This window comes from Celeribacter sp. SCSIO 80838, from assembly GCF_056498065.1.
On sequence record NZ_JAZKMA010000001.1, the window covers coordinates 533,435 to 555,552 of the forward strand.

The 22,118-nt window shown below is 62.2% G+C and carries 26 protein-coding genes; 24 read left to right on the top strand and 2 right to left on the bottom strand.

The window, feature by feature from the left end:
• The first annotated feature begins 59 nt into the window (after nt 1-59).
• The 10 genes from V1475_RS02535 to V1475_RS02580 all read left to right on the top strand — a co-directional run bounded on the left by V1475_RS02535 (nt 60) and on the right by V1475_RS02580 (nt 8,959).
• Nucleotides 60-698: a paraquat-inducible protein A gene (locus V1475_RS02535; RefSeq protein ID WP_479411493.1), complete on the top strand. Its 639-nt coding sequence runs from the start codon at nt 60-62 to the stop codon at nt 696-698.
• Nucleotides 665-1,327 (top strand): paraquat-inducible protein A, encoded by a 663-nt coding sequence (locus V1475_RS02540; RefSeq protein WP_479411494.1) that lies wholly within the window; start codon nt 665-667, stop codon nt 1,325-1,327. Before V1475_RS02535 ends, V1475_RS02540 begins: the two co-directional genes overlap by 34 nt.
• Nucleotides 1,320-3,428 (top strand): MlaD family protein, encoded by a 2,109-nt coding sequence (locus V1475_RS02545; RefSeq protein ID WP_479411495.1) that lies wholly within the window; start codon nt 1,320-1,322, stop codon nt 3,426-3,428. The genes V1475_RS02540 and V1475_RS02545 overlap by 8 nt, the downstream gene beginning before the upstream one ends.
• A gap of 3 nt (nt 3,429-3,431) precedes the next feature.
• Nucleotides 3,432-3,992 carry a PqiC family protein gene (locus V1475_RS02550; RefSeq protein ID WP_479411496.1) on the top strand — a complete coding sequence of 187 codons (561 nt, stop codon included), beginning with the start codon at nt 3,432-3,434 and terminating at the stop codon, nt 3,990-3,992.
• A 75-nt stretch (nt 3,993-4,067) separates the two neighbouring features.
• Entirely contained in the window at nt 4,068-4,481 is a 414-nt protein-coding gene (locus V1475_RS02555) for a hypothetical protein (protein WP_479411497.1), read from the top strand.
• 95 nt (nt 4,482-4,576) lie between these two features.
• Nucleotides 4,577-6,631 (top strand): TonB-dependent receptor domain-containing protein, encoded by a 2,055-nt coding sequence (locus tag V1475_RS02560; RefSeq protein ID WP_479411498.1) that lies wholly within the window; start codon nt 4,577-4,579, stop codon nt 6,629-6,631.
• A 58-nt stretch (nt 6,632-6,689) separates the two neighbouring features.
• Nucleotides 6,690-7,331: a MotA/TolQ/ExbB proton channel family protein gene (locus V1475_RS02565; RefSeq protein WP_479411499.1), complete on the top strand. Its 642-nt coding sequence runs from the start codon at nt 6,690-6,692 to the stop codon at nt 7,329-7,331.
• Between the two features lie 2 nt (nt 7,332-7,333).
• Nucleotides 7,334-7,717, top strand: coding sequence for an ExbD/TolR family protein (locus V1475_RS02570; protein ID WP_479411500.1), 384 nt, complete (start codon nt 7,334-7,336; stop codon nt 7,715-7,717).
• Nucleotides 7,718-7,721: 4 nt separating this feature from the next.
• Complete coding sequence (locus V1475_RS02575) at nt 7,722-8,162, top strand: ExbD/TolR family protein (RefSeq protein WP_479411501.1); 441 nt, start codon at nt 7,722-7,724, stop codon at nt 8,160-8,162.
• The gene (locus V1475_RS02580) at nt 8,159-8,959 is read left to right on the top strand and encodes an energy transducer TonB (RefSeq protein ID WP_479411502.1); all 801 of its coding nucleotides are present in this window, start codon (nt 8,159-8,161) and stop codon (nt 8,957-8,959) included. Before V1475_RS02575 ends, V1475_RS02580 begins: the two co-directional genes overlap by 4 nt.
• 41 nt (nt 8,960-9,000) lie before the next feature.
• Here the strand turns inward: V1475_RS02580 and V1475_RS02585 are convergent, their stop codons facing one another.
• Entirely contained in the window at nt 9,001-9,531 is a 531-nt protein-coding gene (locus V1475_RS02585; RefSeq protein ID WP_479411503.1) for a redoxin domain-containing protein, read from the bottom strand.
• Between the two features lie 324 nt (nt 9,532-9,855).
• Between V1475_RS02585 and V1475_RS02590 the strand changes: the two genes are divergently transcribed.
• Genes V1475_RS02590 through V1475_RS02635 form a run of 10 tightly spaced genes read left to right on the top strand, consistent with a single transcriptional unit; the run spans nt 9,856 to nt 17,404 of the window.
• Nucleotides 9,856-10,203, top strand: coding sequence for a 2Fe-2S iron-sulfur cluster-binding protein (locus V1475_RS02590; RefSeq protein WP_479411504.1), 348 nt, complete (start codon nt 9,856-9,858; stop codon nt 10,201-10,203).
• 36 nt (nt 10,204-10,239) lie between these two features.
• Nucleotides 10,240-11,160 carry a catechol 2,3-dioxygenase gene (locus V1475_RS02595; RefSeq protein ID WP_479411505.1) on the top strand — a complete coding sequence of 307 codons (921 nt, stop codon included), beginning with the start codon at nt 10,240-10,242 and terminating at the stop codon, nt 11,158-11,160.
• A gap of 11 nt (nt 11,161-11,171) precedes the next feature.
• A complete protein-coding gene (locus tag V1475_RS02600) occupies nt 11,172-11,597 on the top strand; it encodes a GlcG/HbpS family heme-binding protein (protein ID WP_479411506.1) in 426 nt (141 codons plus the stop codon).
• A 33-nt stretch (nt 11,598-11,630) separates the two neighbouring features.
• Nucleotides 11,631-13,100, top strand: a complete 1,470-nt coding sequence (locus V1475_RS02605) for a 2-hydroxymuconic semialdehyde dehydrogenase (protein WP_479411507.1) — start codon at nt 11,631-11,633, stop codon at nt 13,098-13,100.
• Between the two features lie 11 nt (nt 13,101-13,111).
• Nucleotides 13,112-13,906: a 2-keto-4-pentenoate hydratase gene (locus V1475_RS02610; protein WP_479411508.1), complete on the top strand. Its 795-nt coding sequence runs from the start codon at nt 13,112-13,114 to the stop codon at nt 13,904-13,906.
• Between the two features lie 4 nt (nt 13,907-13,910).
• Nucleotides 13,911-14,855, top strand: a complete 945-nt coding sequence (locus V1475_RS02615; protein ID WP_479411509.1) for an acetaldehyde dehydrogenase (acetylating) — start codon at nt 13,911-13,913, stop codon at nt 14,853-14,855.
• Nucleotide 14,856: 1 nt separating this feature from the next.
• Nucleotides 14,857-15,876, top strand: coding sequence for a 4-hydroxy-2-oxovalerate aldolase (dmpG, locus tag V1475_RS02620; protein ID WP_479411510.1), 1,020 nt, complete (start codon nt 14,857-14,859; stop codon nt 15,874-15,876).
• The gene (locus tag V1475_RS02625; RefSeq protein ID WP_479411511.1) at nt 15,873-16,640 is read left to right on the top strand and encodes a 2-keto-4-pentenoate hydratase; all 768 of its coding nucleotides are present in this window, start codon (nt 15,873-15,875) and stop codon (nt 16,638-16,640) included. Before dmpG ends, V1475_RS02625 begins: the two co-directional genes overlap by 4 nt.
• A 1-nt stretch (nt 16,641) precedes the next feature.
• Entirely contained in the window at nt 16,642-16,833 is a 192-nt protein-coding gene (locus V1475_RS02630) for a 2-hydroxymuconate tautomerase (protein ID WP_434290032.1), read from the top strand.
• 4 nt (nt 16,834-16,837) lie between these two features.
• Complete coding sequence (locus tag V1475_RS02635) at nt 16,838-17,404, top strand: antibiotic biosynthesis monooxygenase (RefSeq protein ID WP_479411512.1); 567 nt, start codon at nt 16,838-16,840, stop codon at nt 17,402-17,404.
• A 40-nt stretch (nt 17,405-17,444) separates the two neighbouring features.
• On the opposite strand, the gene V1475_RS02640 is transcribed toward V1475_RS02635, so the two are convergent.
• Nucleotides 17,445-18,170 (bottom strand): GntR family transcriptional regulator, encoded by a 726-nt coding sequence (locus V1475_RS02640; protein ID WP_479411513.1) that lies wholly within the window; start codon nt 18,168-18,170, stop codon nt 17,445-17,447.
• A gap of 188 nt (nt 18,171-18,358) precedes the next feature.
• Here V1475_RS02640 and V1475_RS02645 point away from each other — a divergent pair, with 188 nt between their 5' ends.
• The 4 genes from V1475_RS02645 to V1475_RS02660 are packed head-to-tail and all read left to right on the top strand — an operon-like array spanning nt 18,359 to nt 22,056.
• Nucleotides 18,359-19,375, top strand: a complete 1,017-nt coding sequence (locus V1475_RS02645) for a TRAP transporter substrate-binding protein (RefSeq protein WP_434290028.1) — start codon at nt 18,359-18,361, stop codon at nt 19,373-19,375.
• Entirely contained in the window at nt 19,359-19,901 is a 543-nt protein-coding gene (locus V1475_RS02650) for a TRAP transporter small permease (RefSeq protein ID WP_479411514.1), read from the top strand. The genes V1475_RS02645 and V1475_RS02650 overlap by 17 nt, the downstream gene beginning before the upstream one ends.
• A 16-nt stretch (nt 19,902-19,917) precedes the next feature.
• Nucleotides 19,918-21,216: a TRAP transporter large permease gene (locus V1475_RS02655; RefSeq protein ID WP_479411515.1), complete on the top strand. Its 1,299-nt coding sequence runs from the start codon at nt 19,918-19,920 to the stop codon at nt 21,214-21,216.
• A gap of 6 nt (nt 21,217-21,222) precedes the next feature.
• Complete coding sequence (locus V1475_RS02660; RefSeq protein WP_479411516.1) at nt 21,223-22,056, top strand: alpha/beta fold hydrolase; 834 nt, start codon at nt 21,223-21,225, stop codon at nt 22,054-22,056.
• Nucleotides 22,057-22,118 lie beyond the last annotated feature (62 nt).

Below are 22,118 nucleotides of genomic sequence, written 5' to 3' on the forward strand. Positions count from 1 at the left end.
AGGCGTTCCGTCTTGCCGATCCCCTTCCCGTTTCCGGCAAGGCCCGATACACTGGCCGCATGAGTGTTGTGCCTGTGCCTCCCCTGCCCGACGATGTGATCGCCTGCCCGTCCTGCGACGCGCTGCTGCACGACCGGGACGTGGCGCTCGGCGAGACGCTGCGCTGCCCGCGCTGTCATGCGGTGATCGAAGCGCCGCGGGCGCTGGCGATGACGCGGATCATCATGCTGGCTTTGGCCGCTTTGATCCTGATGATCGCGGCGATCTTCTTTCCCTTTCTGGAGTTGGGCGCCGCCGGCATGGTGCGGCGCAGTTCGCTTCTGGATACGGTGATGGCGTTTTCGACAGGTCTGACTGCACCTTTGACGCTCGCCATGGCGGCGCTGATCGTGGTTTTGCCGGTGACGCGGTTTGTGGCGCTTCTATATGTCTTGGGTCCGATGGCCTTTGGATGGCACCCCGCGCGCTTTGCCGCCCCGGTGTTTCGCCTTGCCGAAGCGCTCAGGCCCTGGGCCATGGCGGAGGTCTTCGTCGTCGGCGTCGCGGTCGCCTTGGTCAAGGTCGCGGGGCTTGCGCATATTTCCATCGGCCCGGCGTTCTGGGCCTTCGTCGCATTGGTGATCGTCACCGTGCTGAAAGACAATTTCATGAGCAGAGTGACGGTTTGGAAAACGCTGGACGCCCGACGCACATCGTAACCGCGCGCGAGGCGGGGCTGATCGGCTGTACCCATTGCGGGCGCGTGCATCCGCTGGACACGCGGGTCTGCACCCGATGCGGCGCGCATCTCTCGCCGCGCAGCGAAGCCTCGCTGCAACGGGTCTGGGCATGGTGGATCGCCGGGCTCGTTGTTTATATTCCCGCCAATCTCTATCCGATGCTGCGCACCGCCTCGCTTGGCAAAACGTTGGAAAACACCATTCTCGGTGGGGTCGTCGAGCTCATGCGTCATGGCGATTACGGCGTCGCCATCATCGTCTTCGTTGCCTCCATCGTCATCCCCGTGGCCAAGTTCATCGCCATTGCCTATCTCGCGCTCAGCGTCTCGCATCGCGTGCGACTTTCGGCACACAAACGGCATATCCTCTTCGAGGTGGTTGAATTCATTGGCCGCTGGTCCATGATCGACGTATTCGTGGTGGCAATCCTGTCGTCCCTGGTGCGGCTGGATTTCGCGGCCACCATCTCGCCGGGGATCGCGGCGGTGAGCTTTGCCATGTCGGTGGCCTTTACGATGCTCGCCGCGTTGAGTTTCGATTCAAGGCTGATCTGGGACGCTGGCGCGACAGAGGCCCGAGAAAAGAAAAAGGAGCGCTCCCTTGGATGAGCCACAGATTGCAGAACCTCTGATCGAAGGCCCGAAACAGTCGTTCTGGCGCAATCTGTCCTTTGTCTGGCTCGTCCCTCTGGCCGCGTTAGCCGTCACGTTGTTCATCGCGTGGCAAAGCTGGGCCGAGCGCGGACAACCGATCGAAATCCTGTTCGAGAACGCCGCCGGTGTGACCGCCGACGAAACCATGATCCGGTATCGCGATGTCGATGTCGGCGTGGTCGAAAGCGTGGCTTTCTCCGACGATCTGACCTCCGTTCTCGTCCGTGCCCGGATCGACCGGGCGGTGGCCAAGGCCCTGCCTGCCGATGCCGAGTTCTGGGTGGTGCGACCCGAGGTTTCGGCCAGCGGCATTTCCGGCCTCTCGACCGTGCTCTCGGGCGTCTATATTCAGGCCGCTTTCGATCCGGGGAAGGCCGAAACCGGGGCCACGCTGTTCACCGGACTGGAAACCCCGCCGTTGATTCTTCCGGGGATGGAAGGCACGAAAGTCACCCTGCGCACCGCTGATGGCGGCCAACTGACCGCCGGTGCGCCGATCTATTTTCAAGGCATCGAGGTCGGCAAGATCGAAGCCCCGCGCCTGCTCGACAGCGGCACGGGGGTGGTCGTCGACGCCTTTATCAACGCGCCGCATGATAAACGCCTGACCACGGCCACGCGGTTTTGGCAAACCTCGGGTTTTTCGGTCAATATCGGGCCTGGCGGGCTTAATCTGTCTGTTGGCTCGGTGGCCGGGCTTTTGCGTGGCGGGCTGTCTTTCGACACGGTGTTCTCCGGCGGACAACCGATCACACAGGGGCAGATTTTCGATCTCTACGAGAACGAGGAGGAAGCGCGCTCCAGCGTGTTCAAGGAGGCCATCGAGAACCCGGTCGACCTGACGGTCGAGTTCGAACAATCCGTTGCCGGGCTGACCGTCGGTTCACCCGTCGTCTATAAAGGGGTGAAAATCGGCGCGGTCTCGACGCTTGGCGCCTTTATCGAGGAGGGGCCCGAGGGCCAGACCGTCGTGCTGCGCGCCACGATATCCATCGACCCAAGCCGTCTTGGCCTCGATCCAGACACGCCACCTGCGGAAACCATCGCGTTCTTTGCCGGGGCCGTAAAGGACGGGCTGCGCGCGCGCTTGATCTCGCAAAGCATTTTCAGCCGGTCTCTGGCGGTGCAACTTGCGGAATTGCCGGACGCGGCCCCCGCCACGCTCGGGGTGTTCGCGGTGACCGCACCGCTTCTACCTTCCGTCACCTCCGACCTGCCCGATCCCGGCGCGACCGCCGAGGGGCTGATGAAACGGGTCAACGACCTTCCGGTCGAGAAGCTGATGGAACAGGCCATCGCCACGCTGGCCTCGATCGAGAGCCTTGCGGGCGACGAGAACCTGCGCGCGGCCCCTGACGCTTTTGTCGGGCTGATGGACGACGCGCGCGCCGTGATCGGCGGCCCGGATGCGCAAGCCCTACCCGGCGAGCTGCGCAAAGCCGTCGAGGAATTGCGCGGCATCGCCGAGGATCTGCGCACCGCCAAGGCGGTCGCCAAGCTGGTCACAGCACTCGAAGACGCCTCCGAGGCCGCGACCTCCGTGACCGAGGTGGCCGACGCATTCGACGAAAAAATCGCCGGGGTACCGGATCTGGTCAGCCGGTTGAACCAATTGACGGAGAAGGCCAATTCTCTTGAGCTTGAGCAATTCCTGACCATGGCGACCCAGCTTCTGGACGGGGCCGACAAGCTCATAGATCAGGACAGCACCCGCAAACTGCCTGAAAGCCTGACCGGCGCACTCGATGAGGCGCGCACCGCCTTGGCCGAGCTGCGCGAAGGGGGCGCGGTGGAGAACACCAACGCCACGCTGGCCTCCGCCCGCAGCGCCGCCGAGGCGGTCGAGGCCGCCGTGGCCGATCTGCCGCAGATCGCCGAGCGGATCGACGGGCTGGTGAGCGAGGCCGAAGGGGTTCTGGCCGGTTACGGTCAGAATTCCCGCTTCAACCGCGATACGCTTGATACCCTGCGCGAGCTGCGCTCGGCGGCACAGGCGCTTTCGAGCCTTGCGCGCACACTTGAGCGCAATCCCAATTCCCTCTTGTTCGGACGGTAAGCCATGACACGTCTTTTGCCCCTTCTGCTTCTCAGCCTCGCCGCCTGTGGCGACACCGATCCTCGGTATCTGATGGCGAGCGCGCCGGTGACGGAGGTCTCGCGCGTGTCGCTTCGGGTGGCGACGCTGGAAATCCGTCAGGTCACCCTTCCGGCCTATGCCAATGACGATCTGATCCTGCGCGAAGGCGCGGACGGGGCGCTGACCCCGATCGAAGGTGCGCTTTGGGCCGACACGCCGGCCCGCGCCATGACCCAGCAGCTTGCCGACCGGCTCAGCGCAACCACGACCGCGCAGGTCGCCGCCGAGCCCTGGCCACTGGCGCAACCGGCACAGGTCGAGGTCGATGTGCGCGTGTCGCAAATGGCCAGCCGCGCCGATGGCAAGCTGCATCTCGCAGGGCAGTTCGCGGTGTCCTCCTTCGATCAGGTGGTGCGCGAGCGGATCGTGCCCTTTGCCATCGCCGTGCCTCTGGCCGCCGACACACCTGCGGGGATCGCGGCGGCTTCGGGGCGCGCGGTCGATCAGCTCGCCGGGCAGATTGCCGCCAGCCTCGCGCGATAAGTGCGCAGACCGGTGCGCAAGCTGCGCAACAAATTCACAGTTGCAAATTTGTAGACTTCCGAACATACGGAGATCATGGGGGACGGTTTCTTGAATATGCGGGTTCTGCGTGGCTTCTGGGCCATGTGTCTCGCTGCGCTTCTGGCGGTTCAGGTTTCCATCGCCTTCGGCCCCGATGCCCGAAGCGGCGTCACCCTGTCCGAAACCGAGATCTTGCTGCAACTCTGCGGCACACCCGGCGGCAACACGACCCTCGTCTTCGACACCGCCACCGGGGAGGTCCGCGAAGTTCCCAGCGGTGACGGATCGCAGGGGGCCGACTGTCCCTATTGCGTGATCGGCGCGGCTTTTCTGGTTGCCGAAACCCTTTTGCCCGAAGCGGCAGGTCGGCTCCACAAGGCCGAGATTGCGCCCACGGACACGCATCAAATCTACATCGCCCAGCGCGATTTCAGCCGCACGACGCGCGCGCCCCCTCGGATTGTCTGAGCTTTCATATGGCCCGAAACGGCCTTGGGACCGGGATCGGAACATCCCGTCCCGGAACGATCTGACACATTCATAAATCCCAGAGGGACACAGATATGACCACCTTTCACACGGTGCGCCTTGGCGCGACCGCGCTTTTGCTGAGCACCATTTCCACACTCGCCTATGCCCAGGACGCAGACCTCGTCCTCGATCCGATCTCCGTCGAAGATAAACAGCCCGTCACCCAGGGCGCGCAAAGCTACGCTTTCGACCCCGCTCTTTTGCCGGTGCCTGCCGGTCTCGATGGCGGGGCGCTTCTGTCCTCCGTGCCGGGCGTTTCCGGCAGCCGTATGGGCGGCCACGGCATCGACATCATCATCCGCGGCATGCAGAAGAACCAGCTCAACGTCATCGACGCGGGCAGCTTCACCTATGGCGGTTGTCCGAACCGTATGGACCCGCCGAGCGCTATGGCATCGTTTTATCGCGCCGACGAGGTCATCGTCGAACGCGGCTATGCCAGCGTGACGAGCGGCCCGGGCGGCTCCGGCGGCACGGTGCGGCTTGAGCGCAACGCCCCCGAGTTCACAGAGGGCAAACCGGTCTCCGGCGATCTGATCCTGGGCGCGAACAGCAATGGCAACGGGCGCTCGATTGCCGGAACGGTCTCGGCCGATCTGGGCCACGGGTTCTATGCGGAGCTTTCGGGCGAGCGCAAAGAGGCAGACAATTACGACGACGGCAATGGCGATGAGGTGCGCAGCGCCTTCACTCAGAAAAGCGCCGGACTGACCCTTGGCTATGCCGTCAATGGCACCGAGCTTGCGCTCGACATCGAAAAGGACGAGGCGCTCGACACGCTGTTCGGCGGCGCGGGCATGGACAGCCCGAGTTCCGAGACCATGACCTACCGGCTGCGCGGCGGGACGGATGTCGACATGGGCGTTTTGACCCGCATCGAAGGCGTGCTCTACAGCAGCAATGTCGATCACGTCATGGACAACTATTCGCTGCGTCCCAACATGATGCCGATGGGCATGCGCGTGCCGACCACCTCGGACACGATGGGCGGCAAGATCGAAGGCCAGTTCGATTTCGGGGCGACCACGGCGAAAATCGGGGTCGATTACCAGTCGAACAACCGTGTCGCCTATGCCTATCGCGGCATGATCCCGGCTATCGAGGCGGAAAACCCGAGCACGGTTGTCGCCCTGATGTGGCCGGATGTGACCATCGCCCAGACCGGGTTTTATGCCGAGACCGAGACCAAGCTTTCCGAGGTCAACACGCTGAAATTCGGGCTGCGCTACGATCATGTGCGCTCGACCATCGGTGACGCGGATGGCAATGCCACCTATCCCGGTGCCGCCACCCCGAACGACGTTTACAACACCGTCTACGGCGTGACCTATGACGGCGCGGTGACCGAGGACAATTTCGGCGGACTGGTGCGGTTCGAACATCGGCTCGATGCGGAGACCCTGCTGTTTACCGGACTGTCGCGTTCGGTGCGCACGGCGGATGCCAACGAGCGTGCCATGGCGCGTCAGGTCGGCACCTCGATCTGGGCCGGGAACCCGGAGATCGCACCCGAGAAACACACCCAGTTCGATCTCGGCGTCGAGATCGCCAAGACCGACTGGAGTTTCAACGCCACGGCCTATGTCGACAAGGTGGACGATTACATCCTGCGCCAGACCGTCGGCACGGTGACCTCCTATGACAATGTCTCGGCGCTGATCGCAGGGGTCGAACTGGGCGGGCATGTCACCTCGGGCGCCTGGACCTTCGCGGGCGACATGACCTACACCTATGGCGAGAACGAGAGCGACGACAAACCGCTGGGCCAGATCCCGCCGCTGATGGGATCGCTGAGCGCCACTTACGGTGCCAATCTCTGGCAGGCGGGAGCGCGGGTGAACTGGGCTCTGGGTCAGGACCGGATCGATCCGGTGCTCGATTCCGACGAGACCCCCGGCTATGCCACGCTCGATCTGTTCGGCAGCTATGAGATCGCCGAGAATGTCTGGTTGATGGGCGGCGTCGATAACGTCTTCGACAAAGCCTATGCCAATCACCTGAACCGGGAAACCGTATTGGGCGAGTCGACCGGGACGATGAACGAGCCGGGCCGGAACATCTACCTGACGATGCAGGTGCAATTCTGATCCTGTCGGGCGCGCCTCTTCGGGGTGCGCCCGTTTTCTCATGCGAAGGGAGGCTTCGATGCCCTCTGACACTCTCGATTTCCTGATCTCCGGCGGCCCCGCGATCTGGGCCATTGCCGCCCTGTCGGTGGCCACTCTGGCGCTGATCCTGTGGAAAGTCTGGGACCTCTTGCGCTCCGGCATCTGGTCGGGCGGGCGCCACACCGAGGAGGCCGTCGCGCTTTGGCAACGGGGCGAGACCGGGACCGCCCGCAGCCGTCTGGCCGGGCGTCGCAGCCTGCGGGCGCGGCTCGCGCATCGTGCCATGGAGGTGCAGGGCGCCGAACATCTGCCGGACGAACTGGCGCGCGAAGAGGTCGAACGCCTCGCACGCGGGCTTTTGAAACGGGCCGCGACCGGGCTGCGCGGTCTGGAACTCGCGGCGACGATCGGGCCGCTTCTGGGCCTTCTGGGCACGGTTCTCGGCATGATCGCCGCGTTTCAGGCGCTTCAGGCCGCAGGCGCACGCGCCGATCCCGCGCAATTGGCGGGCGGCATCTGGGAGGCGCTGCTGACCACGGCAGCGGGCATGGCCGTCGCGATCCCGGCGCAGGTCGCGCTGACATGGTTCGAAACGGTGATCGACGGGCTGCGCCATGACATGGAAGACATCACCACCCGCATCTTCGTCCCGTTGAGCGACCCGCGACCGGAGCGCTGATCATGTTCACCTTCGAGCACCCGCGCAAACCCCGCCGTCCCGACCTCACGCCGATGATCGACGTGGTGTTCCTTTTGCTGGTGTTTTTCATGCTGGTGTCGCGCTTCGGGGCGCAAAGCGTGCTGCCGCTCTATCCGGCGGGCGGGGACGGTGCCGCAAGCTGGGACGGGCCGCCGCGCGTCGTCGATCTCTATGCCAATGGCGAGGTCGGCCTGAACGGCGAACCGGTCTTTGCCGAGCACCTGTCGGGCTGGCTGCGGCCTCTGATGCCGTCGCCCGATTCCCCCGTGATCCTGCGCACGCATGACGCCGATTTGCAGCAGTTGGCCGACACGGTGGATCGCCTCTCTGGCGCGGGGATCACCCGGCTGATCGTGATGGAGTAGCGCCATGAAATTCGCCGCTCCCCCCAAAAGCCGCGTTTCGGTCGGTCTTCTGCCGATGATCAACGTCGTGTTTCTCTTGCTGATCTTCTTTCTGATCGCAGGCGAGATGCAACAGCCGGAGCCGATCGACGTAAACCCGCCCGATGTCGCCCATGCACAGGAGGCCGAGGGCGATCTTTCGCTGTATCTCGGCCCGGACGGTCGTTTGGCCTTTCGCGATCTCGATGTGGCGTTCGAGGCGCGGCAAAGTCTTATGGTGGCGCTTTCTGAGAGCCTGACGGACTGTGGCGGCGACACTTGCGCGCCGGTGCTCCTGCTCCATGCCGACCGGGACGCCCCCGCGCGGCTGATCGCGGAGCTTTTGCCGGAGCTTGGCGCCGCAGGGTTTGAGCAGGTCAATCTGGTGGCCGTGGGCCGTGGCACAGCGGAGGGCGGACAGCCATGAGCCGGGCGTTGGAAATCCTCGGCTTTCTGACCCTGTCGCTCGCGGCGCATGCCGCATTGCTCGGTTGGGCACCTGACGCGGGCGGGCAACAGTCGCAAGGCGAAGGCGGCAGCCAGCTTGTCAGTCTGACCGCATCTTCGGCGGCGCTCGAAAGCCTTGTCGAAACATGGGACGATTTTGCGCCCCCGGAGGTGCAAGCCACGGCCCCGGCGCAAGAGACGCCCGTACCGACGGAGAGCGCTCCAGACCTTGCGGCCATGACGCCCCTGCCGCTCGAAGCGCCGAAAATGGCGGTGAACCTCAGCCCCCCGACCGTGGCGACAGAGCCGTTCGACGCGCCTGAGGCCCCGGAACAGCCGCCGCGCCCCGAGCCGCCCAAAGCGTCCGCGCCCCCGAAAAGCCAGCAATCCACCGAGGCCACCGGTCAGAAGGCTGCGGGGACAGGTGGAATGGGCGCGCAAGGTGTGGCGGGTACGGCACAGACCGCGACGGTCGATCCGGGGTGGGCCCAGCGCGACCTGAGCAATTGGGGCAGCACCCTGCGCGCCGCCATCGAACGCAAAAAACGCTACCCTTCGGAGGCGCGGGGCGCAAAGGGCAGCGTCCTGTTGCGGATCTCCGTTGCGCGCAACGGTGCGCTGTCGGGCGTTTCGGTGCTGCGCTCCTCCGGCAATGGCCTGCTCGATCAGGCGGCTCTGCGCGCTGTGCAAAGCGTCGGACAGTTCAAGCCCGCCCCCGCAAGCTTGACCCGTCCGAGCTACACGTTCGATCTGAAGATCAGTTTTTCGCCGCGCTGAGGATGTCGCACGTCAGAGGGGCGTCGCCCCCTGACCCGCAATCACCCTTGCCCGCGCTCCGGGAATTTCATCGTGTTGTCGATGGCCCGCACCAGATTGGTCGCGTCGGGCCAGAGGCTGGGACCGCTTTGAACCGTAGAGAGACCGATGGTGCCATCTGCCTTGACCCAGACCTGAGCCGGTTCGATGTGAATCTGCGGTGCGCCCTCTTCGGAGCTGTTGCGGGTGATATGGAGACCCCAGTCCCGTGCAAGGCTTACCGGATCGAGACCATAGCCAAGCGGCAGGCGGATCAGCTGCATTTTCTCCTGAAGCGCGGTGGTTTCGGCCTGTGTCTCACAGCCTATGGCAAAGACCCGTACCCCCCGGATGGCGAAATCGCCGATCCGGTCATCAAGCTCCTTGAGTTGCAGCCGGGACCATTTGCAATGCGACCCGCGGTGAAACGCCACAAGCGTTCCGCCCGGAGGCGCATCCTCTGCGAGGTCGCAAAGACCATGCCGGAAGGTGTCGAACCGCAGCGCCGGAGCCGCAGCCCCCGGAATCAGATGCCGCGCAGAATCCTCTGTCATTTGTCCCCTCCCATGCGCAGGGAAAGCCCTGCGTCAATTTGGCCAACCCTCTGCGTCCGCGCCTTGAGACACACTGGCGTGCAAGCCGGACACCCAAGCCGCTTTGCATTGTATTTCAAAGAAAAATCCATGGCTCTCCTCCTCATTCAGGCCAAGTTGCATGGGCTCTGCCGTGGTCAAATTGGGCCTGAGTGATGTGGTGATATCCCGAGTCCGTTTGTCAATCGAGAAAAAAATATCGTTTTTATTTGACAGCAACGATTAATTCTCGCCATGATCTGGGCCACGAGGCGTGTGGAGGACGCGCCGAGGAGGAGAAATTCAATGCCAGACGGAAGTCCGTTTTCGGTCATGCACAGCATCCGTATCAAAGGATGTGAGACCGACATCGTATGCGCCGAGGACCAAAAGGTCCTGATGGCCATGGAACAGCAAATTCATATTCCCAACCCGCGCCCGGTGCGGGTCGGATGTCGCAAAGGGGGCTGTGGCGCCTGCCGTGTGAAGGTGACCCAAGGGACCTATGCGGCCGAAAAATCGAGCCGCGTCCACGTCACGGAGGGCGAGGCCGCCGAAGGCTATGCGCTGGCCTGCCGCATCTCGCCGCTGAGCGATCTTGAAATTGAACCCGCCTTTCTCGGGCCACGCCGTGCGGCAGAGAAAAGCGAATAATCGTTACGTTTATAGGTTGTCAGAGGAGGAAAACCTATGTCTCAAGAAGGACTTTTGCGTCCGGGTATCATCCAGCTCCGCGTGCTGGACATGGACGAAGCCATCACCCATTACCGCGACCGGATCGGTCTCGATTTCGTGTCTCAGGAAGCCGATGGTCGCGTCTATCTGAAGGCCTATGACGAATTCCACCGCCATTCCGTCGTGCTGCGCGAGGCGGACAGCGCGGGCATCGATTTCTTTGCCTTCAAGGCCGACGGTCAGGAGTCCGTGGACGAGTTCCGCAAGCGCATCGAAGATTACGGCGTCGAAGTGACGGATGTGGAAGAGGGTGAAATGCCGGGCACCGGCAAGCGCATCTCCTTCATGATCCCGTCGGGGCACCGCATCGATCTCTACGCGGACATGGATCTTTCCGACATGGCGCCGGAAACCCACAACCCCTACATCTACAAGGACGAGCCGCGCGGCATGCGCGCCCAGCGCCTCGACCACTGCCTGCTCTACGGGCCGAACCTGCCGGAAGTCGAAAAGTTCTTCACCGAAGTGCTCGATTTCCACATCCCAGAACGGGTCGACCTTCCCGATGGCACGCTGGCGATCTGGATGACCGTGTCGAACAAGGCGCATGACATCGCCTTCGTGAACCACCCGGAACCCGGCAAGCTGCACCATGTCGCCTTCTTCCTTGAAGACTGGAACGACATCGGTCACGCCGCCGACGTGATGACGCGCTACGACATTTCGCGCGACCTCGGCCCGACCCGTCACGGCATCACCCGCGGCCAGACGATCTATTTCTTCGATCCCTCGGGCAACCGCAACGAGGTCTTCTGCGGCGGCTATACCGCCTACAAGGATCACCCGACGCGGGTCTGGGACGGCAACCATGTCGGCCGCGGGATCTTCTACTATGAGCGTCAGCTGAACGACGCTTTCCTGTCCGTCGTGACCTGAGGAGAGCAGAGATGGAAGTGACCCGTCCCACCCGGAAACTGACCGCCATGGCCGCGCTTGAAGCGGTCCGGGTTGCCGTGACCCGCGCCGAGGAGCTTGGCGTGGCGGTCAATGCGAGCGTCGTGGACGCAGGCGGGCGAGAGATCGCCTTTCTGCGGGGGGACGGGGCCTTTATGCCCTCGGGCCAGATCGCCCGGGACAAAGCCTATACCGCTGCGGGGTTCGGCATTCCGACCGGCGTTTTCTACAAGGCCCTGTCCGGGGAACCGGACGTGCTTGCGGGGATCACCGGTCAGCCGAATATCGCGGCCTTTCCGGGCGGGGTGCCGATCCGCGTGGAAAACGAGCTGATCGGCGGCATCGGGGTGTCCGGTGCATCCGCCGAACAGGATGACATCTGCGCAAGGGCCGGGCTGGCCGCCATCGGCCTTGAGTAAGACTGAGGATAGAGAGAGATGAGAGACGGGCTTATGACCTTCACGCAAGAAGCGATGCATTTTATCAACGGGGAGTTTACGCCCGGCACGTCGGGCAAGACCTTCGACAATATTTCGCCGGTGACCGGTAAGAAGATCGGCATCGTGCACGAAGGCCTTCAGCCCGAGGTGGACGCGGCGGTCAAGGCCGCGCGCGCCGCGCTGCACGGGGAATGGGGCTATATGCCCATGGCGCAGCGGGCCGAGTTGCTCCATGCCGTCGCCGACGAGATCAATCGCCGGTTCGACGACTTCCTCGAAGCCGAAATTCTCGACACCGGCAAGCCCAAGGGTCTTGCCTCCCATGTCGACATTCCGCGCGGTGCCGCCAACTTCAAAATCTTCGCCGATTTGGTGAAGAACGTCCCGACCGAGAGCTTCATGCTCGACACCCCCGACGGGTTCGGTGCGGTGAACTACGGCGTGCGCAAGCCCAAAGGCGTGATCGCTGTGATTTCTCCGTGGAACCTGCCGCTTCTCCTGATGACATGGAAAGTCGGTCCGGCGCTTGCTTCCGGCAACACGGTCGTTGTGAAGCCTTCTGAGGAAACCCCGCTCACGACCACGCTTCTGGGCGAGGTGATGAACACCGTTGGCATCCCGAAAGGCGTGTTCAACGTGGTGCACGGTTTCGGCCCGGACAGCGCCGGCGCTTATTTGACCGCGCACCCAGATGTGGATGCGATCACATTCACCGGCGAAACCCGCACCGGCGAGATCATCATGCAATCCGCCGCCAAGGGTCTGCGTCAGGTCTCGATGGAATGCGGCGGCAAAAACGCCGGGATCGTGTTCGCGGATGCGGATATGGACAAGGCGATCGAAGGTACGCTGCGCTCGGCCTTTGCGAATTGCGGTCAGGTCTGCCTCGGCACCGAGCGGGTTTATGTCGAACGGCCGATCTTTGACGAATTCGTCGCGCGCCTGAAACAGGGCGTTGAGATGATGAAACTCGGGCCGTCCGAAGATCCGATGACCTCCATGGGGCCGCTGATTTCGCAGGAACATAAATCCAAGGTGATGTCCTATTACAAACTCGCCGTGGAAGAAGGCGCGACGGTCGTGATCGGCGGTGGTGAACCCGAGATGCCCGATGAGTTGAAAGGCGGCGCCTGGGTCGAACCGACGATTTTTACCGGCCTCTCGGAAGATGCGCGCTGTATCAAGGAAGAGATTTTCGGCCCGGTCTGTCACGTCGCGCCGTTCGACACCGAGGAAGAGGTGATCCGGCTCGCGAACGATACGAAATACGGTCTGGCGACCGCGATCTGGACCGAGAACCTGACCAAGGCACACCGCGTAGCGCGTCGGATCGACGTGGGTCTCGCCTGGGTCAACTCGTGGTTCCTGCGCGATCTGCGCACGGCATTCGGCGGTTCGAAACATTCGGGCATTGGCCGCGAAGGCGGGGTGCATGGGCTGGAGTTCTACTCCGAACTGACCAACGTCTGCGTGAAACTCTGAAGGACAGGTAAATGACAAGCGAAGCAAATATCCAAAAGGCGGCAGATCAGCTTTGGCAGGCCTGGCAAAGCGGCACGCCCGGTGGGCCAATCCGGGGACTTCTCGACGAAGGCGACGTCGCCGCCGCCTATGCCGTTCAGGAAATCAACACCAAGCGCTGGCTGGGGGGCGAAGAGCGTGTGCTCTCCGGTCGCAAGATCGGTCTGACCTCGGTCGCCGTGCAAAAACAGCTCGGCGTCGATCAGCCGGATTACGGCATGCTCTTTGCCGATATGGAATATATGGACGGCGAAGAAATCCCGATGTCGGCGGTGCAACAGCCGAAGGTCGAAGCGGAGATCGCCTATGTCGTCGCCGCTCCGCTGACCGGCGGACACATCACCATGGTCGATCTGATGGCTTCCATCGGCTACGTGGTTCCGGCGCTCGAAATCGTCGGATCGCGGGTCAAGGACTGGGACATTCGCATCACCGACACCATCGCCGACAACGCCTCTTCGGGGGTTTATGTCCTCGGCCAGACCCCGAAACGCCCCGGCGATTTCGATCCGCGTCTCTGCGGCATGGTGATGACCCGCAACAACGAGCCGGTGTCCGTCGGTGCGGGTGCTGCCTGCATGGGCTCGCCGCTCAACGCGTCGCTGTGGCTGGCGCGGACCATGGCCAAGGCCGGACGTCCGCTCGGACCGGGCGACGTCATTCTCTCCGGGGCGCTTGGCCCCTTTGTCAGCGCCGAACCCGGTGATGTTTTTGAAGCCCGTATCAACGGTCTGGGTTCCGTTCGAGCTGCTTTCGCAAAGGAATAAGACAATGGAAAAGATCAAATGTGCGATCATCGGGTCGGGCAATATCGGCACCGATCTCATGATCAAGATCATGCGCAACTCCAAAGTGCTGGAAATGGCCGCGATGGTCGGGATCGACCCGAACTCTGACGGTCTGGCCCGTGCCGCGCGTCTGAAAGTGGCGACCACCCATGAGGGCATCGACGGTTTGGTCAAACTGCCCTGTTACAAGGACATCCGCATCGTGTTCGACGCCACCTCGGCAGGCGCACACAAGCGCCATAACGAGATCCTTCAGCGCGACGACAAACAGGTCATCGACCTGACGCCCGCCGCCATCGGCCCCTACACCATTCCGCCGGTGAACCTCGACGCCAACCTCGATCAGATGAACGTCAACATGGTGACCTGCGGTGGCCAGGCGACGATCCCGATGGTCGCAGCCGTGAACCGTGTTTCTCCGGTGATCTACGGGGAAATCGTGGCCTCCGTGTCGTCGAAATCCGCAGGCCCCGGCACGCGCGCCAATATTGACGAGTTTACCGAAACCACCGCCCATGCCATCGAGGCCGTCGGCGGCGCGAAACGCGGCAAGGCGATCATCATCCTGAACCCGGCCGAGCCGCCGGTGATCATGCGCGATACGGTCTATTGCCTCTGCGAAGAAGCCGATCAGGACGCGATCCGCAAATCCATCCTCGACATGGTCGAAGAGGTGAAAACCTATGTGCCGGGCTACCGTCTCAAACAGGAGATTCAGTTCGAGCATTTCGGTGACAACAACCCGCTGAACATCCCGGAAAGCGGCGGCAAATTCACTGGTCTGAAGGTGTCGATCTTCCTCGAAGTCGAAGGTGCGGCCCACTACCTGCCGGCCTATGCGGGCAATCTCGACATCATGACGTCTGCGGCGATGAAAACCGCCGAAGCCCTTGTCCACAAACGCAATTGGGTCCAGGAGGCCGCATAAGATGACCAAGCTGTACATTCAGGACGTGACGCTTCGTGACGGTATGCACGCCATGCGTCACCAGTACGATCTGGGCCAGGTGCGCGCCATTGCGCAGGCCCTCGACGAGGCCGGTGTCGACGCGATCGAAGTGACCCATGGCGACGGGGTTGCGGGCTCGACCTTCAACTATGGCTTTGGCCGCCACACCGATGTGGAATGGATCACCGAGGCCGCAAAAGTGGTGAAGAACGCCAAGCTCACCTGTCTTCTGGTGCCGGGCATCGGCACGCTTGAGGATTTGAAAAAGGCGTTCGATGCCGGTGTGACCTCGGTCCGCGTGGCGACCCACTGCACCGAGGCCGACGTCGCCGCCCAACACATTCGCGCCGCGAAAGAGATGGGTATGGATGTCTCCGGCTTCCTGATGATGGCCCATATGAACCCGCCGGAGAAACTGGCGGAACAGGCCAAGCTGATGGAAAGCTACGGCGCGGATTGCGTCTATTGCACCGACTCCGGTGGCCGTCTGACGATGAAAGACGTCTCCGCCCGGATGGAGGCCTACAAGGCCGCTCTGAAACCGGAAACCCAGATCGGCGCGCATATGCACGAGAACCTGTCGCTGTCCGTGGCAAACTCCGTCACCGCCGTCGAGCATGGCGCGTATCGTGTCGATGCCTCGCTTGCGGGCATGGGCGCTGGCGCCGGGAACACGCCGATCGAAGCCTTTGCCGCCGTCGCCGATCTTTACGGCTGGGAGCATGGCTGCGATGTGTTCAAATTGCAGGACGCCGCCGAAGATCTCGTCCGTCCGTTGCAGGACCGTCCGGTGCGCGTGGACCGCGAAACCATGACGCTGGGCTATGCAGGCGTCTATTCGTCCTTCCTGCGTCACGCCGAACGCGCTGCGGATATGTACGGGCTCGACACCCGTGCGATCCTCGTGGAACTCGGCAAACGCAAAATGGTCGGTGGTCAGGAAGACATGATCGTCGACGTGGCCCTCGACATGGTCAAAGCGAAAGAGGCCGCAGCATGATCGACATCGTCAAAATTTCCGAAATCGTGGACGAGGCGGCACGGACCGCCACGGGCATTCCGCAATTCTCCGACACCAGAGCGCTTGGTGTCGATGAGGCCTATGCGGTGCAGTCGCTTTCGATGCAGCGTCGCTACGCCCGTGGCGAAAAGCGGATCGGCTTCAAGATGGGCCTGACCTCGCGCGCGAAAATGGTGCAGATGGGGGTTGAGGACGTGATCATCGGCCGTCTCACCGACGAGATGCGCGAAGAAGAAGGCGGGACCATCTCGGTGGCGGATTACGTTCATCCGCGGGTCGAGCCGGAGATCGCCTTTCTGATGAAGAAACCGCTTTCCGGCGTGGTCTCGATGCTTGAGGCGATGGATGCCGTGGGCGCGGTGGCCGGTGCGATCGAGATCATCGACAGCCGTTACAACGCCTTCAAGTTCGACCTTGGCGACGTGATCGCGGACAACTCCTCGTCCTCGGGTTTCGTCCTCGGGAACTGGTTCGCGCCCGACACGGACATCTCGAACCTCGGGATGGTGCTGTCGAAGAATGGCCGGGCCATGGAAATCGGCTCTTCGGCGGCGATCCTCGGCCATCCGGTGCGCTCTCTGGTGTCGGCCGCGCGCATGGTCGCGCAGCTGAACGAAGAGCTCAAGCCGGGCGACATCGTGCTGGCAGGCGGGGCCACCGCCGCCTTCGCCGTCGCACCGGGGGACTCGATCCTGCTCGAGGTGCAGTCGCTGGGGCAGGTCGCCTTCAACGTCGGAGCCTGAGATGCCGTTTATCGAAGTAACACTGGTCGAAGGCCGCACGCCGGAGATGAAAGCCAAGCTGATCGAAAAGGTGACGGAGGCCACTGTCGAGGCCATCGGCGCCCCGATCGAGGCCATACGCGTCTGCATCCGTGAGGTGCCCAAGGAAAACTGGGGCGTCGCGGGCAAACAGAAGTTCGTCACCAAAGACTAGAGACATGACCGAAACACTCGTGGAACCGGGCCAGGAAGGCCCGGTCACCGTCTCGATCTCGCGCCGTGTAAAGCCCGGGTTCGAGCCGCAATATGAGGACTGGCTGCACGGGATTGTCGCTGCCGCCTCCGATTTCCCCGGTCATATGGGGGTCAACATCCTCACGCCATCGGGCGCGACCGACGGGCGTTATGTGTTGATCTACAAGTTCGACTCCTGGGCGCATTGCCAGGCGTGGGAAGACAGCCAGACCCGCGAAGACTGGGTCGGCAAGCTTGGCGACATGGTCGAGGGCGAAGGCGAGCGCAAACGCGTGACAGGTCTTGAGGCTTGGTTTGAGCTACCCGAGGTTCCGGCGGCGAAACATGCGCCGCGCTGGAAAATGTCCATCGTGCTGATCGTCGTGGTTTTCGTACTGGTCTATCCTTTGCAGCTCATCATCCTGCCGCTGGTGCCGGGTTGGCCGCATTGGGTCAAGACGCTGACCATTGCGGTCATTCAGGTGCTGCTGATGACCTATCTTTTCATGCCACGGGTGACCAAGGCCCTGAAAGGCTGGCTGTTCGCCTGAGTTCAGGAACAGATCAAGAAAGGGGCCCTTAGGGCCCCTTTTACGTCAGGTCGTGCTGTTCGATGAGGCCGGAATACGATTCCTCGATATGCGCCTCGATATGGGCGACACAGGCTTCAATGTCACCCGCGATGGCCGCATCGAAAATCGCCTTGTGCTCCGTGCGCACATCGCGCCTCAGCGTCCGGTCGCCGATCAGACGCCGGTGATAGCGATAGGAATGCTGGTGCAGGGTGCTCCGAAAGCGTTTCAGCCAGGCATTGTCGCAATTCTGCACGAGGCAATCGTGGAAATTGGAATTCCACTCGTCCCAGTCATGGGCATATTCGCTTTTACCTTCACCGATGAGACGCTCTTCGATCCGCGACAGGCGGTGATAGGCGGCGACCAGATCGGCCTCCCATTCCTCGGTGCGGTACAGCAATGAAATGCGCAGGGCCTGCGCCTCGATCAGCTTGCGCGCATCCGTGATGTCGCGGAAATCCTTGAGCGACAGGGGCGCGACACGAAAGCCGCGCTGCTGTTCCGAGGTCACCAGATTGTCGATCAGCAAGCGTGAGATTGCCTCCCGCATGGTCGAGGTGGACACACCGAACTCCTGGCGCAGCTTGTCGACATGCAGGCGTGCGCCGGGCGCAAGTGCGCCGGAGATCACACGCTCACGGATCAACTCGTGCACGGTCTCGATGGCGGTCTTTTTGCTTGGAGCGTCGATTTGAGCGACTTTTGGGTTGTTTTGCGGCTGGTTCATTTTGTTTGGCGTCATTTACGGCTGTCTCTAGCAATGTCACCGCCGCTCAGAAATGTCGAGGATCAGCTTTATTTTCTTCCATCAAAAAAATTATCGTTTTTATTTTGACTAAACGATTTATGTGCGTAAGCTCCCTGTCACGAGGAGGAGTCGCAGGGGCTGGGAGGCCCTGTCAGCGACCCAAACAGTGGAGGAATAACACCATGAAATACCTGCTTGCGGGCGCGATGAGTGCTGCGCTGATGATCGGCGCGGCCTATGCCGAAGACAAGGTCATCGAGATGAGCTTTTCGCATGACCTGCCGACGCAACACCCGCTCCATTCCCAAGGGTTTCAGGTCTGGGCAGACAGCATTCGCGAAGCGTCGAACGGGACGCTCGACATCAGCTTTTTCCCCGCCGGTCAGCTCGGCAAAGCCGAGGATGAATATGACATCGCCAAATACGGCATCGCGGATTTCGTCTGGGCCAACCCCGGCCATACGCCGGGTCGTTTCCCGATCATGGCGCTTGGTGAATTGCCGTTTTTCATCAGCTCCGGCCTGGGCGGTACGGAGGCGATGAACGAATGGTATGCCGAGTACAAGGATCAGGAGATGGGCGACGTGAAATTCTGTGTCGTGCACCTGCACGATCCGGGCACGCTGCATTCCACTTCGGAAATCCGCACCCCCGCCGACATGAAGGGCAAGACCATTCGCCCGGCCAACGGCACCATCGGGCGGCTCGTGCAGAGCATGGGCGGGTCCTCGGTGCAGGTCGGCCCTTCGGAGGCGCGCGAAGTACTTGAACGTGGCGCAGCCGACGGCATCACCTTCCCGTGGCGCTCGATCTCGATCTTCGGCATGGATGACGTGGTCCATTACCACCTCGACATGCCGCTCTATGTCACGAACTTCATCATCGCGATGAACAAGGACCGCTACGAGTCCCTCTCGGAAACCCAGCAACAGGTCATCGACGATCACTGCTCGCCGGAATGGGGCGCGAAAATCGCCGCGGGCTGGGTCGAATTCGACAACGAAGGCAAACGCCTGTTCCAGGAAAGCCCGGAGCACCATGTGCTCGAACTGACGGACGATGAGTTGACCCAGTGGAAGGACGCCTCGAGCTTCCTGCTGGACGATTGGAAGGCCTCTGTGACCGCGAAAGGTCTCGATGCCGATGCCATCTACAACGCATTCGTGGAACGGCTCGAAGCTCATGACGCAAAATTCTGACACCTCTGGCGGGGCCTTCGGGCTCCGCCGTTTCGCCACCTGGGTCGAAACCGCCGCCGCGTTCCTTATGGGGCTGGTGACGCTTCTGGCCTTCGTCTCCGCCGTGATGCGCTATGCGTTTTCCGCGCCGATCCCGGACAGCCACGACATCGGGCGTCTCGCCCTTGGTGTGGCGATTTTCTGGGGCGTGGCGACGGTGAATTACACCGGCACTCATATTTCCGTGGACCTGCTCTACGAAATGCTGAGCAAGGGCGTGCGTAGGATCATGGATTTCTTTTCCACCTCGCTGGTACTCATCTCCTTCGCCGTTCTGACAGTGATGATGTCGAAAAACGCGCAGGATGTTTTTGCGACCGGAGAGCATTCCTATGACCTGCGGTTCCAGATCTGGCCAGCCTATTGGCTGATGGTGATCGGGGCGGGTCTGGCGACTCTGACCACGGCTTTGCGGCTTTGGCTCATCCTCAAGGACGAGACCCCGCACGCGCATGAGGACCAAACGGCCCTCGTGACCGAAGACTAAGAATTAAGAGGATAAAATGGACCGGGAAACGGTTATGATCGTGGGCTTCATCGTCCTGTTTTTGATGATGGCCGTCCGCGTGCCGATTGCGATCGCCATGAGCCTTGTCGGGATTGGCGGTTTTGCCGCCGTCGTTGGCCCGACCCAGGCTCTGCGCCTCGTCTCTTTGTCGCCGCTGTCGACGGCGACCACCTATCATCTGGGGATGATCCCCATGTTCATCCTGATGGGGTCTTTTGCGACCCGTTCCGGAATGAGCCATGAACTGTTCCGCGCGGCCGGTGCCTGGCTGGGACATCGGCGCGGCGGGCTGGCACTTGCGACCATTGCGTCCTGTGCGGGCTTTGCCGCCATCTCCGGCTCCTCCATCGCCACGGCAGCCACGCTGACCAAGGTGGCTTTGCCGGAGATGCGCCGGGTGGGGTATTCCGACTCTGTCTCCTCCGGCGTCATTGCCGCAGGCGGCACGGTCGGAATTCTCATTCCACCCTCCATCGTGCTCGCGGTCTACGGCATCATCACCGAACAGGACATCGGCAAGCTCTTTATCGCCGGTCTCGTGCCGGGGATTCTGGCAGTCGCGCTCTACATGCTGACCGTGACGTTCATCTCCTATATTCGACCGCAGGACATGCCCGTGGGCGAACGGCAGGGCTGGGGCGAGCGCTTTAAATCGCTCCGCGATGTCTGGGCCATTGCGCTTCTGTTCCTGCTGGTCGTCGGTGGTATCTACGCCGGTGTCGTGACGCCGACCGAAGCCGCCTCCCTCGGGGCCGTGGGTGCGCTGGCCATCGGCCTTCTGCGCCGTCGCCTGAGCTGGGCGGACATCAAATATTGTCTCGTCGACAGCCTGCGCATTTCGATCTCGATCTTCTTTGTCTTCATCGGCGCGCTGTTGTTTTCCTACTTCCTGGCCATCACCCGTGCGCCGCAGCAGGTGGCCGAATATCTCACCTCCCTGCCGCTAAGCCCGATGGGCATCATGGTTCTGATCCTGATCCTGTATCTCGCGCTCGGCTGTGTGCTCGACTCGATGGCGATGGTGGTTCTGACCGTGCCGATCCTGTTTCCGGTGGTCACCAGCCTTGGCTTCGATCCGATCTGGTTCGGGGTCATGGTGGTCATGGCGATCGAGTTGGGCCTGATTACGCCACCCATCGGGATGAACGTCTTCGTCATCAATTCGGTGGAACGCAACATCGGGCTGACGACGATCTACAAAGGCCTCCTGCCCTTCATCGCCATCGACATCGTGCGGATCGGGCTCTTGCTTCTGTTCCCGTCGATTGCGCTGTTCCTGCCGAATATGATGTGAGGGACCATGACCGAAAATCCTGAAATCGGCCAGACGATCACAGTGGACGGCATCGCCACCAATTACCACGACATGGGGGAGGCGACGGAGGGCACTACGCCGGTGCTCTTCATCCATGGCTCCGGGCCGGGCGTGTCGGCCTGGGCCAACTGGCGGCTCAACATGCCGGTGCTGGCGCAACGCGGGTTTCGCTGTCTCGCGCCGGACATGATGGGTTTTGGCTATACGGATGCTCCGGAGGGGCTGAACTTCAGCCTCGACGGCTGGGTCGACCACCTATCGGGTTTCACTACCGCCCTCGGGCTGGAGAAATTCTCCATCGTCGGCAATTCCTTCGGTGGCGCGCTGGCGCTCGCCTATGCCATCCGTTACCCGGAGCAGATCGACAAGATCGTGCTCATGGGCGCGGTCGGCGTCGAGTTCCCGATCACCGAGGGGCTCGATCTGGTCTGGGGCTATGAGGCGAGCCTCGAGAATATGCGCAAGCTCTTGGGCGTCTTCGCCCATGACACGCGTTTCGTGAACGACGATCTCGCGGAAATGCGTCACCGGGCAACGTTGCGCGAGGGCGTGATGGAGAAGTTCTCCGCCATGTTCCCCGCCCCGAGGCAAGAGAGCGTGCGCATGATGGCCTCCTCCGAGGACGCCATCGCCCGGATCGAGGCACCTGCGCTCATCGTGCACGGGAGAGAGGACCAGGTCATTCCCGTAGAGAATTCGAGACGCTTCTTCGAACTCATGCCCAATTCGGAGCTGCATCTGTTTCGCAACTGCGGGCATTGGACCCAGATCGAGAAAACCGACCGGTTCAACGATCTTCTGAGCGCGTTCTTGCGCTGAGGACCGTGAATGTGCGGGGCTGTTTACGTCGGCAGCCCCGGCACACCCGGTTATGAGCCTGA